The following is a 17499-nucleotide window of genomic DNA, read 5'->3' on the forward strand; positions in this document are numbered from 1 at the left end:
TTAATGAAATGTGTTATATATAACATTTGTTTTCTGTTAAAAATGAAGAAAATAAGCTGATTTCTTTAACTTCTTTTATTTGTGTACTTTTTTAAAAAGCTGTATAATTACACCTCTCAAAAAATTTTTACTACAAAATGACAAACAATAAACAAATCTCTATATTCGAGGCATTACTTCCCGTAATTATATTAGTAATAATCTTAGCGTATAATGTATATGTTTTCGGAGATGGAGCAACAGGAGGACCAAATCAATTTGCATTAATTTTAGGTGCTGCTGTAGCTGCTGCTGTTGGTTTTAAAAACCATTTCAGTTATGAAAGAATGATGGAGTTTGTTTCCAAAAATATTAAATCTACAAGTTCTGCAATTTTAATTCTTTTAATGGTTGGAGCTTTAGCGGGAACTTGGCTAATTAGTGGTGTAATTCCTGCGATGGTTTATTATGGATTACAAATTTTAAATCCGACATGGTTTTTAGCTGCAACTGTAATAATTACAGCAATAATTTCTTTAGCAACAGGAAGTTCTTGGACAACTTCAGCAACAATTGGAATTGCGTTAGTTGGAATTGGAAGAACTTTAGGTTTACCAGAAGGAATGGTTGCAGGAGCAGTAATTTCTGGAGCTTATTTTGGAGATAAAATGTCGCCACTTTCGGATACGACAAATTTAGCACCAGCAATGGCTGGAGCAACACTTTTTGATCATATTAAATACATGGCTTTAACAACGGTTCCATCGATTATAATAACGCTGGTTGTGTTTATTATTTTAGGGTTTAAATACGAATCTGGAAATATGATGGATCATACAGAATTATTAGCTAGTATTAAAGATACTTTTTATATCAGTCCAGTTTTATTTTTAGTACCTGTAGCTGTTATTTTAATGATTTTAAAGAAGGCTTCTCCTTTGGTAGCACTACTTGCAGGAACTTTATTAGCAGCTGTTTTTGCCGCTATTTTTCAACCAGAAATCGTTCAGAAAATTGCGGGAGCTGAAAATGGAGTTTATAATTTTGAAGTGATGTATAAAGGGATTATGAACGCAATCGTAGATAAGACATATATTGCTTCAGGAAATGAAATTTTTGATGCTGAAAAATTATTTAGTGCAAAAGGAATGGCAGGAATGTTAGGAACAATTTGGTTAATTCTTTGTGCAATGGTTTTTGGTGGAATTATGGAAGCTATTGGAGCTTTAGAAAGATTGAGTAATGCATTGTTAAGTATTGCTAGAAGTACATTTGGATTATTTGCAAATACAGTTGGATCTTGTGTATTATTAAATATTACAGCTTCAGATCAATATTTAGCAATAGTAGTTCCAGGAAGAATGTTTTCAAAAGCATATCAAGATAAAAATTTAGCTCCAGAAAACTTAAGTAGAACTTTAGAAGATTCTGGAACAGTAACTTCTGTATTAATTCCTTGGAATACTTGTGGAGCATTTCAAGCTGGTGTATTAGGAGTTCCTACATTGACCTATTTACCATTTGCAATTTTTAATTATTTAAGTCCAATTATGACTTTAACATTTGCAGCATTTGGAATTAAAATCAAAAGATTAGTAAAGAAAACTACGATTCCTTCAGGAATTACAGATAGTAACTTCTAAAAAATAAAATAGAAAAGAAAAGGCAGCTAAATAAGCTGCCTTTTTTATTTGATAAATTATTTACTTCTTTGTTGTACACTGATAGATTCAATGTGAATTGCCTTAAAAATCTTTTCGATAAATTCTTGGCTTAATCCATTTTTCTCACCGTTTACAATCATTTTTTCTAAAACATGCGCCCAACGATCACTTTGAAGAATTGCGACATTCTTTTCGTGTTTTAAACGACCAATTTTACTTGCAACTCCCATTCTGTGTGCCAATAAATCCAAAAGGTTTTTATCTAAAACATCTAAATCTTTTCGGAAAGCTTTAATTTTATGTTGATAATCTTTTTCGTTTGTATTATCAATTCTAATTTTTAAATCTTTCGTAATTTCAGACAATCTATTTGGAGTAATTTGTTGCATTGCATCGCTCCAAGCATTATCTGGATCGATATGTGTTTCAATCATTAATCCTTCATACCTTAAATCTAAAGCCATTTGGCAAGTATCGAAAATAGTATCTCTTCTTCCGCAAATATGAGAAGGATCTAAAATCATTGGTAAATCAGGAAATTCCTTTTTTAATTCAATAGCGATTTGCCATTTTGGATTATTTCTATATTCTGTTTTTTGATATGTAGAAAAACCTCTGTGAATAACTCCAAGTTGCTGGATTCCTGCATTTTTAATTCGTTCAACAGCTCCTAGCCATAAAGATAAATCAGGATTTACAGGATTTTTGATTAAAACTGTTTTATCAACTCCTTTTAAAGCATCTGCAATTTCTTGCACAGCAAAAGGATTTACAGTTGTTCTTGCACCAACCCATAAAATATCAATATCATGTTGTAAAGCTTTCTCAACATGATCAGCAGTTCCAACTTCTGTTGTAACCAAAAGTCCAGTTTCTTCTTTAACTTTTTGTAACCATTTCAAACCAATTTCACCAACTCCTTCAAATTGTCCTGGTCTTGTTCTAGGTTTCCAAATTCCAGCTCTAAAAACATTGGTGTCCGTATTTTTTAATTGGTGTGCTGTTTGCAAAACTTGCTCTTCCGTTTCAGCACTACAAGGACCTGCAATTACTAGAGGATGTTCTAGTTGCATTCCTTCTAACCATGTTTTAAAAGTTGCTGTATTCTCCATTATTATTTACTTACTTTTTGAAAATCTATTATACAAAAAAAGTCCCGATAAATCGAGACTTTAGTTTATTTTATAATACACCATAGCATAGCCTCCTTTATCTGTTGGGATAAAATTTAGAGTAGCTCCACCAAGTGTTATTATATATCATTACTGTTTAATTTCTCGCAAAAATAATTATAAATTAATTAATTGCAAGAAGTTACTCTTTATTTTAACATGATTTTTGGAAAAATGAATGATTAAAATAAAGGAAATTTCTTTTACTAAAAAAAGAATAAATTTTGAATAAGTATGTAATTTTGAGATTTTAATAAATATTTTTTAAGAGTATTCTTTTAATTAATTATTAGTTTCAATTTTTTAATAGAATTTACTTTTAATTTTAAGTTGAATGTTAAAAAATCAGAAAATAAAAACTAAAATTTTATATATTTAAGAGTATGGAAATAAAAATCAATGTTGATGATGTAGCATATAAAGTAGATTTATCAAAACCAATTGATATTTCAACAACAATTTATGGACACGAAAAAACGCCAAATGCTTGGTATGTTCCACATCCGAAAATTGAGCCAGTTGTTATGGGAGATTTTATTGGAAAAGTAACAGAAGGATCATCGACAAATTTTTTTAATATACATTTTAATCCACATGCCCATGGAACACATACAGAGTGTATTGGGCATATTACGGAAGAGTTTTATAGTATTAATAATTGTTTAAAAGAATTTCATTTTTTAGCAGAATTAATTACTGTGAAACCTGAAGAAATAGGTGAAGATTTGGTGATAACAAAAGCGATTTTAGAAGAAAAAATGCAATATTTCAAAGAAGCGATTATTATCCGAACTTTACCAAATACGGCAGAAAAATTAAATAAACAATATTCAAATACCAACCCCGCATACCTAACAGAAGAAGCTGCTTTATTTTTAAGAAAGAAGCAGATAAAGCATTTATTAATTGACTTACCATCTGTAGATAAAGAGAAGGATGAAGGGAAATTGGTGGCGCATAAAGCATTTTGGAATTTTGAAGGAGAGAGAAGGTTAGATGCGACAATTACAGAATTCATTTATGTTCCAACTGAAGTAAAAGATGGTTTGTTTTTTATGAATTTACAAATTGCATCGTTTGAAAATGATGCCTCGCCAAGCAAACCAATTTTATATAAGATAAAATTATGAACATAGAAGCGTTAAGAGAATATTGCCTTAAAAAATCAAATGTAACAGAAGGATTTCCTTTTGATGAAAAAACACTAGTATTTAAAGTTGCAGGAAAAGTTTTTGCAATAACTACTTTGGATGAATATCCGATGAAAGTAAATTTAAAATGCGATCCTGATAAAGCGATTGAATATCGTGAAGTTTATGATGAAATTACATCAGGATATCATATGAATAAAAAACATTGGAATACAATCGACTTTGAGGGAAGGTTATCCAATGAGTTTTTAAAACACCTAATTGATCATTCATATGAATGCGTAATAGAAGGATTATCTAGGAGAGAAAAGGAAGAATTTGGTTATTTATAATGCGTTTGTCGATATTTAGATGGTGTCATTCCTTTGATATCTTTAAACTTTCGATTAAAATTAGCCAAATTATTAAAACCAGATTTGTAGCAAATATCCATGATATTTAACTCGTTTCTTTTGGATAATAATTTACAAGCATTTCCAATTCTTAATTCTGTTAGAAAATTGATAAAGGTTTTGTTTGTTCTTTGTTTGAAATATCTACAAAAAGCATTCGGTGTCATATTTGCAATATTTGCTACTTCTTCTAGCGTGATATTTCGATGAAATTCTCTTAATGTAAACTGAATGATTTCATCCATTCTCAACTCTTCTTCCTCAGAATATTGCTTTTCAACTATTAAAGAAGAAAGTACATATTTATTACTTTCAATAGTTGATAAATCGCTCATTATATTTAAGAAAGAAACAAATTTTTGAAAGTTGTTTAAAAACTCAATTTGTTTAATTCTTCGAATGATAGATTTGTCAATATTATTCATTTTGACACCTCTAAGTGAGTCGTTTAAGATTGGATTTAAGTGAATCATTTCAGGCAGTTCGAAAAAATGACTTCCAAATGAAGTGGGAGAAAAGTAAATGGAAATCATCTCGCATCGGTCGCTTTGTTCATTGGTATCGGTTTTAAAAACATGAGGTAATTTTTCACCAATAATAAATAAGTCGAGAGGTTTAAAGTTACCAATTGCATCACCAATGATATAAGTTCCTTCACCTTTAAGAATTAAAGTCACTTGAATTTCTGAATGCTGGTGAAGATGATTATAAAAGTGACTACCATAATCTCTTTGGATAACAATAGTTTCTGTGATAGCTTTAGAAACTTTGAAAGGTATTATTTTCATAGAACTTTATCTTATTAGGTTTCTACAAAAATTGTTAAAAAAAAGGAGATATGCAATAAAAAAAGTTAAAATAGTATTTGTATTTGTTAAAAATGTTGTGTTAATTTGTTAGAAGAATAAATTATATTTGTTATAATGATTTGTAAGAAAAAATAAAAATATATTACAAAATGAAAGTCATATTCTGAAATATTATAAAAGTTGTAGGATTCTTTTAAAAAAATAAAAATTAGTAAAAAATGATTTTCATTAGAGGTTGTATTTAAAATAATACAACCTCTGTTTTTTATAAAATTAGCTTGTAAGCTCCGTAAATAAGCTTTCTAAATTTTGATTTTTACTATCCATTTTCAAAATTTTCAATCCATTTTCTTGTGCAAAATCAAAAATCATTGAACGCATATCATCTGATGTATTAAAAACAAATTGCCAAGTTGTATCAAAGATATTGTCAACAGATTTTAAATTTGGAATTTTTTCTAAAAACCTTCTTTCAATTTGATAATCGAATTCTACTTCAATTATTTGATCTTGATTTTCTTTTAATTCCTGCATTTTTTTATCTAAAACAATTTCTCCTTTGTTAATAATGATAACACGATCACAAACAGCTTCTACTTCTTGCATAATATGTGTGGAGAATAAAACGGTTTTAGTTTTTCCATAATCACGGATTAAATCGCGAATTTCAATTAATTGATTTGGATCTAAACCTGTAGTTGGTTCATCTAAAATTAATACATCTGGCTCGTGTAACATTGCTGCTGCAAGGCCAACTCTTTGACGATATCCTTTAGATAATTGACCGATTTTTTTGTGAGATTCAGGAGTTAAACCAACTTTTTCAATAATTTTTGAAATTTCTGATTTTGAAATTTTATGAATTCTTGCATGAAAAAGTAAATATTCTTTTACATACATTTCCAAGTAAAGTGGATTATGTTCTGGTAAATATCCAATATGTTTTTGGACTTCCAATATATTTTCAGTTACAGGAATTCCATTGATAGAAGCATTTCCATTAGTAGCTTTAATATAGCCAGTTAGAATTTTCATCGTAGTAGATTTTCCTGCACCATTTGGTCCTAAAAACCCTACAATTTCACCTTTTCCAATGGAAAAATTAATATTATTCAAAGCGGTTTGTGTTCCGTATTCTTTGGAAAGATTTACTACTTCTATTGCCATATTTTACTTGTTTTTAGCAAAAATACATTTTATAAATTAATGTTAAAATGCCAATGCTTTTACTTATGTTAATTTTTTTTCTGAAATTTGCAGCTCTTAAAAGCTTTTAAGCAAATTTTACTTAGTATAAACAATGAATAAGCAAATAAAGTATATTAATCTGGGAGAAAAAGATTATAAGGAAACTTGGGACTATCAAACAGAATTATTTCAAGGAATTTTAGATACTAAAATTTCCAATAGACGAAATGATGAAAATGTGCCAACTCCAAATTATTTATTGTTTGTAGAACATCCACATGTTTATACGCTTGGTAAAAGTGGCGATATGTCTAATTTACTTCTAAATGAACAACAATTAGAAGAAAAAGGAGCGAAGTTTTATAAGATTAATCGTGGAGGTGATATAACGTATCATGGTCCAGGACAAATTGTTGGATATCCAATTTTAGATTTAGATAATTTTTTTACTGATATTCATAAATATTTACGCTTTCTAGAAGAAGCAATAATCTTGACGATTGCCGAATATGGGCTAAAAGGTGTAAGAAGTGAAGGAGAAACCGGAGTTTGGTTAGATGTTGGAACGCCTTTTGCTAGAAAGATTTGTGCGATGGGAGTAAAAAGTAGTCGTTGGGTGACAATGCACGGATTTGCTTTAAATGTAAATGCTAATTTGGGTTATTTTGATAATATAATTCCTTGTGGCATTAAAGATAAAGCAGTCACTTCTATGGAAGCTGAATTAAATAAGAAAATTCCAATGGAGGAAGTTCAGAATAAAATACTTAAACACTTTAAATCACTTTTTGAAGCTGAAATAATTGGGGAGTAATCTTCAGTATTTTTTTCATAAAAGTATCTTTGTTTTCATTATAATTATATTTTTTAAAGTGTTTCATTTGAATTAATTAAAACGAAGAAAATATAACACTGAAATTAGACAGTATCAAAGTAGTATGTATATAAAAAAAGAAATTGCCTATAAAATAGACAATTTCTTAAAACATGATAGATAAAACAGTTAACAACTACTTGTTAACATACGGTCGCTGAAAGAATCTCAAGTTCTTCCATGCATTTTTTCATTTCGTTATAAGTTCTTTCGATATCGTGGTCTAATCCGATTGAAAAACGAATTATTCCGTCCGATAATCCCATTTCATTTTGTTCTTCCTCTGGAATTTCTGATGATGTACTTGAACCAGGAGCACTAAACAATGTTTTGTAGAATCCTAAACTTACAGCTAAGTAACCTAAGTTTCTATCTTGCATTAACTCCATTAATTGATTTGCTTTTGCAAGAGAACCAACATCTACAGTTAATAATCCTCCAAATCCAAATTCTTCATTTCTCATCGAGTTAAAAAGTTCATGATCTTTATGACTTTTTAATCCAGGATATACCACTTTTAATCCATCTTTTTCAAAATTTTCTGCTAGATAAAGCGCATTTTTACTATGTTGCTTGATACGAATTGGAAGTGTACGCATGTTTTTCAAAATACTTGCAGCACGTAAACTATCCATTACTGGTCCGTATAACATTGCAGCTCCATCATTTACATCTTTTAAAGAATTGATGAAATCATTAGAAGCACAAACAACTCCACCAACAGCATCGTTTGTTCCATTGATAAATTTCGTTAAACTATGAATTGTAATAGTTGCTCCTAAATCTTGTGGATTTACAATTAAAGGTGAAAAAGTATTATCAACAACTAAAGGTAAGTTGTGTTTTTTAGCAATCTTAGAAAGTTCTGCAATATTTGCAACTTCTAATAAAGGATTACTTACCGTTTCACAATAAATCATTTTTGTATTTTCATTGATAGAATTCTCAACACTTTCTAAGTTTGTGATATCTACAAATGAAGTTTGAATATCTAATCTTGGTAAGAAATTTTTCATGAAAGCATAAGTTCCTCCATAAATTGTTCTACTAGATACGATATGATCACCAGTTTTACAAAGTTGCATGATTGTAGAAGTAATAGCTCCCATTCCTGAACTTGCAACATTTGCTGATTCTGTACCTTCCATCGCTGCTAAAGCTTGAGAAAGGTATAAATTACTAGGACTTGTATGACGAGAATATAAATAACAACCTTCTGTTTCTCCTTCAAAAGTATCCTGCATTGTTTTTGCAGCCATAAATGTGAAAGTCGCTGAATCAGAAATAGATGGATTTACCCCACCAAATTCTCCAAAAAATTGTAAGTCTTGTATGTTATTCGCAGATTTTGTGCTCATATATTCTCTTTTTAATTTTCCCCGCAATTTATAAAAATTACAATTAATTTAGGTGATGACCTATGAAAAAAAATTATTTTTATGAATAATATTTTAGTTAAGATAAAATATTATGATTTTTATTTATTTTTTGTAATAAAATATAGAAGTTCTAAAAATAGAAACTCAATATTAAAAGATGTTTTTAATCAAAAATTTAAAAAATTAACCTAACCATCCATCTCTATCTAAACTTCGATATTGAATTGCTTCAGAAATGTGAGATTCTAATATTTCTTTTGAATTTTCTAAGTCTGCAATTGTTCTACTAACTTTTAAAATTCGATCATAAGCTCTAGCAGATAGATTTAATTTTTCCATTGCATTTTTCAATAAATTAGTGCTCTCTTTACTTAAAGGACAAAATTTACGAATCAATCGTGTATTCATTTGTGCGTTGTAATGAATATTTTCCTCTTTTTCAAAACGTATGGTTTGTAAAACTCTAGATGCAATCACTCTTTTTCGAATTTCAGAACTGGATTCTCCTTTTCTTTTATCAGCTAATTTTTCAAAAGGAACTGGAGTAACTTCAATGTGAATATCAATTCGATCTAATAAAGGTCCTGAAATTTTGTTTAAATAACGTTGCATTTCACTTGGTGAAGATGTCATATTACTATTTCCATCATTAAAAAATCCACTAGGACTTGGATTCATACTTGCAACTAACATAAAACTACTTGGATATGTGATTGTAAATTTCGCTCTTGAAATTGTTACTTCTCGATCTTCTAATGGTTGTCGCATTACTTCTAAAACCGAACGCTTAAATTCTGGCAATTCATCTAAAAATAAAACACCATTATGTGATAAAGAAATTTCTCCAGGTTGCGGATATTGTCCGCCACCAACCAAAGCAACATCTGAAATTGTATGATGTGGATTTCTAAAAGGTCTATTTTTCATTAAACCAATATTTGAGGTTTTTCCTACAACACTATGAATTTTTGTAGTTTCTAAAGCTTCATTCATCGTCATTGGAGGTAAAATAGAAGGAAGTCGTTTTGCTAACATTGTTTTCCCTGCACCTGGAGGACCAATTAATATAATATTATGTCCACCAGCAGCAGCAATTTCCATACATCTTTTAATAGATTCTTGTCCTTTTACATCAGAAAAATCTGCATCTAAATTTTCTAAAGAATCTTGAATTGATTGTTCTATATTATATATAGTAGGAGTAATTTCTAAATCTCCTTCAAAAAACTGAATAACTTCTAAAATATTTGAAACACCTAAAATATCCAATCCATCGACAACTGCTGCTTCTTCTGCATTTTGTTTTGGTAAAATAAAACCTTTAAATCCTTCTTCTTTTGCTTTAATTGCAATTGGTAAAGCACCTTTAATTGGTTGTAAACTTCCATCTAAAGAAAGTTCTCCCATAATAATATAATCTTCAATAATTTCTGATTGAATTTGATTGGAAGCAAAGAGAATTCCTATGGCTAAAGTTACATCATATGCAGAACCTTCCTTTCGCATATCAGCGGGAGCCATATTAATTGTGATTTTTTTTCCAGGTAATTTATATCCATTGTTTTGTAACGCAGCAGTAATTCGATAACTGCTTTCTTTGATAGCATTGTCTGGTAATCCAACCAAATGATATCCGATTCCTTTTGCAATATTTACTTCTACAGTAATAGTTGTGGCTTCAATACCGTAAACGGCACTTCCATAGATTTTTGTTAACATTTTTCATAGATTTTTGATAAAAATACTAAAATTTTCTAAAAAACATAATAAATCACTGAAAATCAGTAATCTGACAAAAATCATATTATTTTAATTTATTCTAAATAAATTTCATTAATTTAGAATTAGTCTATATATTTGTCCGCAAATGTTCAATAATTAATTTTCTTTTAAAGTCTTACATAAATGAAAAAAATCATATTATCTACGGTAGCACTTTCAACGTTATTCTTCACAGCATGTTCTTCTGATGATGATAACAATACAACAACAGGATTTGAAGTTCCAGATACTTATACATTCGCAAGAGAAGGAAGTTCAACTGTAAGTTTTAGTGGTCAAACTACTAGAATAGCAATGGCTGAAGAAATAATTTCTAAATTGAAAGATCCAAGCTATACGGAAGCTCAATTAGATGGAATGTTCGCTCATGAAGAAGGAAATGCAGATTTTTCGGATGCAGATTTAAATGCTTCAAGTAAAAATGTAAGAAGTAAATCAGCAGCTTCAAACGATTTCTTTTCAAATAATCAATCGGATGCAACTGCAATCAAAGAAATGTTTGATTCTTGGATTTCAAAACAAGTAACAGAAGTTTATCCAAATTGGGATCAATTAGCAGCAGCTGGAACAGCAGGACAAATTGCTGATGGAACTAGCACGCGTTATGTGAATGGAAAAGGATTAGAATTTAACCAAGTTTTTGGTAAAAGTTTAATCGGAGCATTAATGACTGACCAAGCATTAAACAACTATTTAGGTGATGGTGTTTTAGATGCAGGAACTAATGTTGAAGACAATAATAATGGAACTGTTGCAGAAGGGAAAACTTATACAACAATGGAGCATAAGTGGGATGAAGCTTATGGATACATTTACGGAGCTTCTCAAAACCCAGCAACACCAAATACTACAATTGGAGACGATGATAGTTTCTTAAATAAATATATCGGAAAAGTAAATTCTGATGCTGATTTTGCTGGAATCGCTGATGAAATTTTTAATGCTTTCAAAAAAGGTAGAGCTGCAATTGTAGCAAAAGATTACGGAGCTCGTGATGCACAAGCTGCAATTATTAGAGAAGCAATTTCTAAAGTTGTTGCTGTAAGAGCTGTTCACTATTTACAAGCTGGTAAAACTGCTATTGAAGCAAATCAAATGGGAACTGCTTTCCATGATTTATCTGAAGGATATGGATTTATCTATAGTTTACAGTTTACAAGAAAATCAGGAACTAATCAACCTTACTTTACGAAAGCAGAAGTAGAAACAATGATTAACAAATTAATGGCAGGTACAAACGGATTATGGGATGTAACTCCTGCTACGTTAGAAGAACTTTCTAATGAAATTGCTGCAAAATTCAGCTTCACTGTTGAGCAAGCAAAATAATTCATAAAAAAATTAAACTTGTTTGAAGTTAAAAGCTTTAAACAAGTTTTTTTGTATATAGGAAATTCATATTTTCGGTGAATTAAAATAAAGGTAAAAATTCAAAAAATGATTAAAAAAGTTTTATTCTTACTTATTGCTGTTCTAGCAATTTCTTGTGGGTCGGATGATAGTGGATCGAATGGAAATGGAACAGATAATTTTGATAGAAAAGTAATGTTGGAAAATTGGGCAGACAATATCATTATTCCATCTTACGAAGATTTTCAATCAAAAATGAACGATTTAAACCAGAAAACAGAAGCTTTTGTTGCAGATGCTACTGCTGAAAATTTAGAAAGCTTAAGAACTTCTTGGTTAAATGCTTACAAAATTTGGCAACACGTTTCTATGTATGAAATTGGGAAGTCTGAAGAATTGACTTTTAGAAATTTTATGAATATTTACCCAACTTCAGCAACGAAAATTGAAGGTTTTGTAACATCTGGAACTTACAACTTACAATTACCATCTACTTATGATGCACAAGGTTTTCCTGCTTTAGATTATTTATTATATGGAATTTCAGATGCTGCTATTTCTTATGAAATTCATTTTACAACTGGACCAAAAGCTGCTGGATATAAAGATTATTTAACAGCTGTTGTTTCAAGAATGAAAACATTAACAGATGAGGTTGTAGCAGATTGGAAAGGTACTTTTAGAAATGATTTTGTAAATAACAATGGAGGAACAGCTTCAAGTTCTGTAAACACAATGGTAAACAAATATGTTTTCTATTATGAGAAATTTTTAAGAGCTGGAAAAATTGGTATTCCTGTTGGAGTTTTCTCAACTACAGCATTACCAGAAAAGGTAGAAGGATATTATAGTGCAGTAAATTCTAAAATGCTTTTCGAAGAAGCTTTAACTGCTGTACAAAATTTCTTCAATGGTAAACATTATACATCTGCAACAACTGGAGAAAGTTTAAAATCATATTTAGTTGCTTTAAATGCAAAGAAAAATGGTGAAAACTTAGATGTTGCAATCAATAATCAATGGGAATCTGCAAGAACTTTTTCTCAGTCAGTTGATGCTAATTTTGCAAATCAGATTACAAATGATAAAGCAAAAATGTTGGGATTATACGACGAAGTTCAAAAAGCAGTTCTTTTATTAAAAGTAGACATGATGTCTGCAATGAGTATTTCAGTTGATTATAGCGATGCTGATGGAGATTAAATTTTAGTTAATAGTTATAAAAAATAAAAAAGAGGATTAATTATAATCCTCTTTTTTATTTGAAAATTGTTTCAAAATTTAATTGACCTATTTTTTGGTTCGTTTTTTATCAAGAAAAAAATGAATAATTCAAATTATTGAAAATCAATATCATATTTTTTAACAGCTTTTGGATAATGTTAAAATTTATCTTCCTTTTAAGTAGGATGTTTTTAATTTTTTGCTACATTAGTTAGACTTATATATCGATACTATGAGACAAGAACTAAAAACAAAAAGACTTCTTAGCATTAGCATGCTTATCTTACTCTTTTTTTCTACGCTTTATGTAAATGAATTTCTCAACTTAGATATTCAATTAATAAATCGTTATTTGTTCTCCCTTAGTTTTCCTGTTATTTTAATGAAAGTAATTTTATTAATCATAGGAATCGTATTTTATCTAGATAAAAAGCAAACAAATAAAAAAGATATACTTCTCAGTATTTTTCTTTTAGCTATTTCTGCTTTTTTAATCCTAAAAATATTTAACTAAAAAAACGGTATTCAAATGGATACCGTTTTTTGTTTATAAATCAAAACTTAATGAAAGTTGTACATATTCCTTAACGTTATGTTCTTTAAGATAGTATTTTGATAAATAAACTATTTTTATTTTTTTAAATATTTAAAATTAATGTATTGAAATTGAGATGTTGCTAAAACTGTCAAAAATCATGAAAATGAAAGAATTAGGAAAAATAACGTTTTAATTATTCTCTTATTTAAACTCTTTCTACTACTTTTGTCAAGAATTCATATTTTTATTTAGAATAAAAAAAGATAACGGTTTGAATTCTAGAATTCAAAACAAAAAATAAACAACAATAAAGGTTTTATTAAGTAATGAAGCTAAGAGATTTAAAAATGTTCTTTTTCTTCTTATGTGTGTCAACAGTTGCTTTGGCGCAAGAAGTTTTTAAAGGAAAAGTAGTTGATGCGCAAACGAAAAATGGAGTAGCAGATGTTGAAATTTATAACAAAACTGGAGGACTTCTAGCTACAACTAAAAAAGATGGATCTTTTGAAATAGATGATTTAAAAACTGGAAACTATGAGTTGGTTTTCTTTTCTTATCAATATCAATTAAAAGAAGAAAAAATTGCATTGCAAATTGGAAAAGCAATTCAAGTTGCTTTAGAACCTTTACAAGAACAGCTATCGGAAGTTGTTTTAAACCAAAGAAAAGCAAAAGTTTTTGCACTTCAAAAATTAAAACCTGTAGAAGGAACTGCAATTTACGCAGGAAAAAAATCAGAAGTAGTTTTAGTTGATCAAACTGTTGGAAATCTTGCTGCAAATAATCCTAGACAGATTTATTCGCAAGTTGTTGGTTTAAATATTTATGAAAATGATGATGCTGGATTGCAATTAAATGTTGGAGGTAGAGGATTGGATCCAAATAGAACTTCTAACTTTAATACTAGACAAAATGGTTATGATATAAGTGCGGATGTTTTAGGATATCCTGAAAGTTATTATACACCACCTGCGGAAGCGTTAGAAAAAATTCAAGTAGTTCGTGGAGCTGCTTCTTTGCAATATGGAACACAATTCGGTGGGTTGATTAATTTTATTTTAAAGAAACCAAATCCAAATAAAAAGTTTGAATTAATTTCTCGTCAGACAGTTGGTTCAAACAATCTTTTTACAAGCTTTAATAGTTTAAGCGGAACCGTAGGGAAAGTAAGTTATTATTCTTATTTCAACTTTAAAGAAGGGGATGGATTTAGACCAAATTCACATTTTAATTCTAAAAACTTTTATGCACATATTGGTTACCAACTTTCTGAAAAAACAAAAATCTCTGGAGAATTTACTTATTTAAAATATTTAGCACAACAACCAGGAGGATTAACTGATACACAATTTAATGAAAATTCAGATTTCAGTAATAGAAGTCGAAATTGGTTTCAAGTTGATTGGAAATTATATGCTTTTAAACTAGAACATACTTTTTCAAAAAAGACAGATTTTTCTTTACAAGTTTTTGGTTTAGATGCGCAAAGAAATGCACTTGGATATAGAGGTTTACCTGTAAATAGTCCAGATCCAATTGGTTTGGATGGAAATTATATTTATGAAAGAGATTTGTTAAAAGGAAAATATCAAAATTGGGGAGCTGAAGCGAGACTTTTAACTAGGTATAATTTAGGAAATCAAGAATCTGTTTTCTTAATTGGAACAAAATATTACAAAGCAAGTAATTCAGAACAACAAGGAGCAGGATCTAAAGGAACTGATGCAGATTTTTCTTTTAAAGATGATTTATATCCTGAATATCCAAACAAATCAAGTTTTGTTTTCCCTAATGAGAATATTGCTGTTTTTGCTGAAAATATCTTTAATATCACAGATAAATTTTCTTTAACTCCAGGAATTCGTTTTGAACATATTAAAACAGAAAGTAAAGGTTCTTATTATAAAAGACTTTTTGATAATGCAGGAAATTTAATTTTAGAAGAAATTATTCCTGATAATAGAGAGTTGACAAGAAACTTCGTTTTACTTGGAATTGGAGCAAGTTATAAACCAAATAATAAAGTAGAAATGTATGGAAATTTCTCTCAAAATTATCGTTCGGTAACTTTTAGTGATATTCGTACAGTAAATCCATCGTTTATTGTAGATCCAGATATCAAAGATGAGGAAGGATTTACAGGAGATTTTGGAATTCGAGGAAGAATTAATAATGCTTTTTCTTATGATATTGGTGGTTTCGGACTTTTATATGATAATAGAATTGGAATTGTTTTAGTTAGCGAAGGTCCAAACAAAGGAGATCATGAGCGTAAGAATATTGGAAAAGCATTTATTTATGGATTTGAATCGCTTTTAGATTGGAATTTGATTAATACTTTTGATTTAAAAGAAGAATTTCAGTGGAATATTTTCTCAAACGTAGCAATTACTTCTTCTGAATATTTAGAATCGGAAGAAACAAATGTGGAAGGAAATGAAGTGGAATTTATTCCTTTAGTAAATATGCGTGCAGGAATGAAATTCGGATATAAAAACTTCTTAGGAAATTTACAATATACTTATTTATCAAAGCAATATACAGATGCACAAAATTCTGGAGTTGCTGCAAGTACAAGTGTAAACAATGGAATTGTTGGTCCAATTCCTTCTTATGATATTTTAGATTTATCTTTTTCTTACACTTATAAAATGTTTAAGTTGGAAACAGGAATCAATAATTTATTAGATAAAAGTTATTTCACAAGAAGAGCGACAGGTTATCCTGGACCAGGAATTATTCCTTCAGCGCCAAGAACTTATTATGCAACATTACAGATTAAAATCTAAGTTTATATAAAACACAAAAAAAGCCTACTAAAAAATGAAATTAGTAGGCTTTTTTAATTCTATAAATTAGAAAGTGAACGTCCACTTTTGTTTATTTTATATTCCATAATTAAGCAATACACAAGAAAAATTAATCCGATTGCCACAAAAGTAAAATCTAAACCTTTTGTAATGATAAAAGCAACGATATAAGAAATAGAAAAGCTTAAACCGATTCTTAAATAAAAATTTGTTGGAATGAATTTCAGTTTTGTTTTTAAATATTTCTTGAACTGGGAAAGCTTCTTTTTATAAAGTTCATTGCTGAAAGAAGGAATTTTATCTAATTCTAAATAATTTAAATACGACTCAATTGCTGTTTCTTGTTCTTTGGTTAATTCTTTTTCTTGTAAAGAATTTAAAAGATTTATGAAATTCTTAAAAATCTTGATTTCTTTTTTATCAGTTGTTTTTGAAAGTAATTGTTTTAAAAGTATAATTGTGTTTTGAATACTTTTATTTTCTTTTACAATAGAATTTCCAATTAATTCTTCAAAAGTTACTCCTAAAGCAAAAGCCAATCTTTTTAAAGTTTCATTTGTTGGAACCGAAGTTTCTTCTTTCTCAATTCGTTGAATTGTTCTTAAACTTACTTTAGATTCTTCTGCCAAAAACTCTTGTGTCATTCCTTTTTGAGTTCTCAGACTTTTTAAATTTTGTGCTAATAATTGATTATCCATTTTTCTAAAATTTTATAAAACAAATCTACTTTCAAATTGTACTTTTTGCTTGCGTCATGCTTATGTCATCTTTATGACATGGTTTTAAAACCTTGAAAATGAATAATCAAAAATATTATTGTTTTGCCAGTTTTTGTTTTCTTCCAATTGTAAAATATAGAATAGCTCCGAAAAAATTTAAAAAGAAAACAACTAGAAACCAAACTAATTTAGAATTTCCGTTGAATTTACTTTTTAAAATGTCGATAAATGTTGTTATGACAAAAATAATACATAGTAATAAAATAATTTGATAAGGGCCAGGCATGGCTAAATAATACATAATAATGATTTTTTCTAATTAATAATATAGCATTTTTCTTCTATAAAAGAATCTTTCACGAATTTAAGCTTTTTATTAAAATTAATATAAAATTCAAATCAATTTGTTGACTTCTATAAATTCTATTTACTTTTAAACTTTTAACTGAATATTATTTAGATTGGATT

Annotated in this window: 14 protein-coding genes; 7 read left to right on the forward strand and 7 right to left on the reverse strand. The window is 28.8% G+C overall.

The annotated features are described in order from the left end of the window. The first annotated feature begins 137 nt into the window (after nucleotides 1-137). Nucleotides 138-1622, forward strand: coding sequence for a Na+/H+ antiporter NhaC (nhaC, locus tag I1A51_RS14560; protein WP_196895162.1), 1485 nt, complete (start codon nucleotides 138-140; stop codon nucleotides 1620-1622). Nucleotides 1623-1678: 56 nt separating this feature from the next. On the opposite strand, the gene I1A51_RS14565 is transcribed toward nhaC, so the two are convergent. Then, a complete protein-coding gene (locus I1A51_RS14565) occupies nucleotides 1679-2755 on the reverse strand; it encodes a bifunctional 3-deoxy-7-phosphoheptulonate synthase/chorismate mutase type II (RefSeq protein ID WP_196895164.1) in 1077 nt (358 codons plus the stop codon). A 443-nt stretch (nucleotides 2756-3198) separates the two neighbouring features. Between I1A51_RS14565 and I1A51_RS14570 the strand changes: the two genes are divergently transcribed. Continuing rightward, on the forward strand, nucleotides 3199-3945 hold the full coding sequence (locus I1A51_RS14570) for a cyclase family protein (protein WP_196895166.1): 747 nt from the start codon (nucleotides 3199-3201) through the stop codon (nucleotides 3943-3945). Then, complete coding sequence (locus tag I1A51_RS14575; RefSeq protein ID WP_196895168.1) at nucleotides 3942-4298, forward strand: MmcQ/YjbR family DNA-binding protein; 357 nt, start codon at nucleotides 3942-3944, stop codon at nucleotides 4296-4298. The genes I1A51_RS14570 and I1A51_RS14575 overlap by 4 nt, the downstream gene beginning before the upstream one ends. Here the strand turns inward: I1A51_RS14575 and I1A51_RS14580 are convergent. Both I1A51_RS14580 and gldA read right to left on the reverse strand, forming a co-directional pair. Beyond that, nucleotides 4289-5146 (reverse strand): AraC family transcriptional regulator, encoded by an 858-nt coding sequence (locus I1A51_RS14580; protein WP_196895170.1) that lies wholly within the window; start codon nucleotides 5144-5146, stop codon nucleotides 4289-4291. The two genes, I1A51_RS14575 and I1A51_RS14580, sit on opposite strands and share 10 nt — an antisense overlap. A 294-nt stretch (nucleotides 5147-5440) precedes the next feature. Continuing rightward, nucleotides 5441-6334 (reverse strand): gliding motility-associated ABC transporter ATP-binding subunit GldA, encoded by an 894-nt coding sequence (gene gldA, locus I1A51_RS14585; protein ID WP_196895172.1) that lies wholly within the window; start codon nucleotides 6332-6334, stop codon nucleotides 5441-5443. Between the two features lie 133 nt (nucleotides 6335-6467). Between gldA and lipB the strand changes: the two genes are divergently transcribed. Beyond that, entirely contained in the window at nucleotides 6468-7169 is a 702-nt protein-coding gene (lipB, locus tag I1A51_RS14590) for a lipoyl(octanoyl) transferase LipB (RefSeq protein WP_196895174.1), read from the forward strand. Nucleotides 7170-7372: 203 nt separating this feature from the next. Here the strand turns inward: lipB and I1A51_RS14595 are convergent, their stop codons facing one another. Then, the gene (locus I1A51_RS14595; protein ID WP_196895176.1) at nucleotides 7373-8587 is read right to left on the reverse strand and encodes an aminotransferase class I/II-fold pyridoxal phosphate-dependent enzyme; all 1215 of its coding nucleotides are present in this window, start codon (nucleotides 8585-8587) and stop codon (nucleotides 7373-7375) included. A 204-nt stretch (nucleotides 8588-8791) separates the two neighbouring features. Next, the gene (locus I1A51_RS14600) at nucleotides 8792-10327 is read right to left on the reverse strand and encodes a YifB family Mg chelatase-like AAA ATPase (RefSeq protein ID WP_196895178.1); all 1536 of its coding nucleotides are present in this window, start codon (nucleotides 10325-10327) and stop codon (nucleotides 8792-8794) included. A 186-nt stretch (nucleotides 10328-10513) separates the two neighbouring features. Between I1A51_RS14600 and I1A51_RS14605 the strand changes: the two genes are divergently transcribed. The 3 genes from I1A51_RS14605 to I1A51_RS14615 all read left to right on the forward strand — a co-directional run bounded on the left by I1A51_RS14605 (nucleotide 10514) and on the right by I1A51_RS14615 (nucleotide 16291). After that, nucleotides 10514-11719, forward strand: coding sequence for a DUF4856 domain-containing protein (locus I1A51_RS14605; RefSeq protein ID WP_196895180.1), 1206 nt, complete (start codon nucleotides 10514-10516; stop codon nucleotides 11717-11719). Nucleotides 11720-11827: 108 nt separating this feature from the next. Next, nucleotides 11828-12943 carry an imelysin family protein gene (locus I1A51_RS14610; RefSeq protein ID WP_196895182.1) on the forward strand — a complete coding sequence of 372 codons (1116 nt, stop codon included), beginning with the start codon at nucleotides 11828-11830 and terminating at the stop codon, nucleotides 12941-12943. Nucleotides 12944-13828: 885 nt separating this feature from the next. After that, the gene (locus tag I1A51_RS14615; RefSeq protein ID WP_196895184.1) at nucleotides 13829-16291 is read left to right on the forward strand and encodes a TonB-dependent receptor domain-containing protein; all 2463 of its coding nucleotides are present in this window, start codon (nucleotides 13829-13831) and stop codon (nucleotides 16289-16291) included. Between the two features lie 59 nt (nucleotides 16292-16350). Here the strand turns inward: I1A51_RS14615 and I1A51_RS14620 are convergent, their stop codons facing one another. Beyond that, nucleotides 16351-17010 carry a helix-turn-helix domain-containing protein gene (locus I1A51_RS14620; protein ID WP_196895186.1) on the reverse strand — a complete coding sequence of 220 codons (660 nt, stop codon included), beginning with the start codon at nucleotides 17008-17010 and terminating at the stop codon, nucleotides 16351-16353. Nucleotides 17011-17125: 115 nt separating this feature from the next. Beyond that, nucleotides 17126-17332, reverse strand: coding sequence for a PLDc N-terminal domain-containing protein (locus tag I1A51_RS14625; protein WP_196895188.1), 207 nt, complete (start codon nucleotides 17330-17332; stop codon nucleotides 17126-17128). Nucleotides 17333-17499 lie beyond the last annotated feature (167 nt).

The organism is Aureivirga marina (assembly GCF_015767265.1).
GTDB classification, from domain to species: domain Bacteria; phylum Bacteroidota; class Bacteroidia; order Flavobacteriales; family Flavobacteriaceae; genus Aureivirga; species Aureivirga marina.

Coding starts and splice junctions, on each gene's coding strand:
- I1A51_RS14600 (WP_196895178.1), bottom strand. CDS start 10,327: ATGTTAACAAAAATCTATGGAAGTGCCGTTTACGGTATTGAAGCCACA.
- I1A51_RS14615 (WP_196895184.1), top strand. CDS start 13,829: ATGAAGCTAAGAGATTTAAAAATGTTCTTTTTCTTCTTATGTGTGTCA.
- nhaC (WP_196895162.1), top strand. CDS start 138: ATGACAAACAATAAACAAATCTCTATATTCGAGGCATTACTTCCCGTA.
- I1A51_RS14605 (WP_196895180.1), top strand. CDS start 10,514: ATGAAAAAAATCATATTATCTACGGTAGCACTTTCAACGTTATTCTTC.
- I1A51_RS14575 (WP_196895168.1), top strand. CDS start 3,942: ATGAACATAGAAGCGTTAAGAGAATATTGCCTTAAAAAATCAAATGTA.
- I1A51_RS14570 (WP_196895166.1), top strand. CDS start 3,199: ATGGAAATAAAAATCAATGTTGATGATGTAGCATATAAAGTAGATTTA.
- I1A51_RS14620 (WP_196895186.1), bottom strand. CDS start 17,010: ATGGATAATCAATTATTAGCACAAAATTTAAAAAGTCTGAGAACTCAA.
- I1A51_RS14610 (WP_196895182.1), top strand. CDS start 11,828: ATGATTAAAAAAGTTTTATTCTTACTTATTGCTGTTCTAGCAATTTCT.
- I1A51_RS14625 (WP_196895188.1), bottom strand. CDS start 17,332: ATGTATTATTTAGCCATGCCTGGCCCTTATCAAATTATTTTATTACTA.
- I1A51_RS14595 (WP_196895176.1), bottom strand. CDS start 8,587: ATGAGCACAAAATCTGCGAATAACATACAAGACTTACAATTTTTTGGA.
- I1A51_RS14580 (WP_196895170.1), bottom strand. CDS start 5,146: ATGAAAATAATACCTTTCAAAGTTTCTAAAGCTATCACAGAAACTATT.
- gldA (WP_196895172.1), bottom strand. CDS start 6,334: ATGGCAATAGAAGTAGTAAATCTTTCCAAAGAATACGGAACACAAACC.
- I1A51_RS14565 (WP_196895164.1), bottom strand. CDS start 2,755: ATGGAGAATACAGCAACTTTTAAAACATGGTTAGAAGGAATGCAACTA.
- lipB (WP_196895174.1), top strand. CDS start 6,468: ATGAATAAGCAAATAAAGTATATTAATCTGGGAGAAAAAGATTATAAG.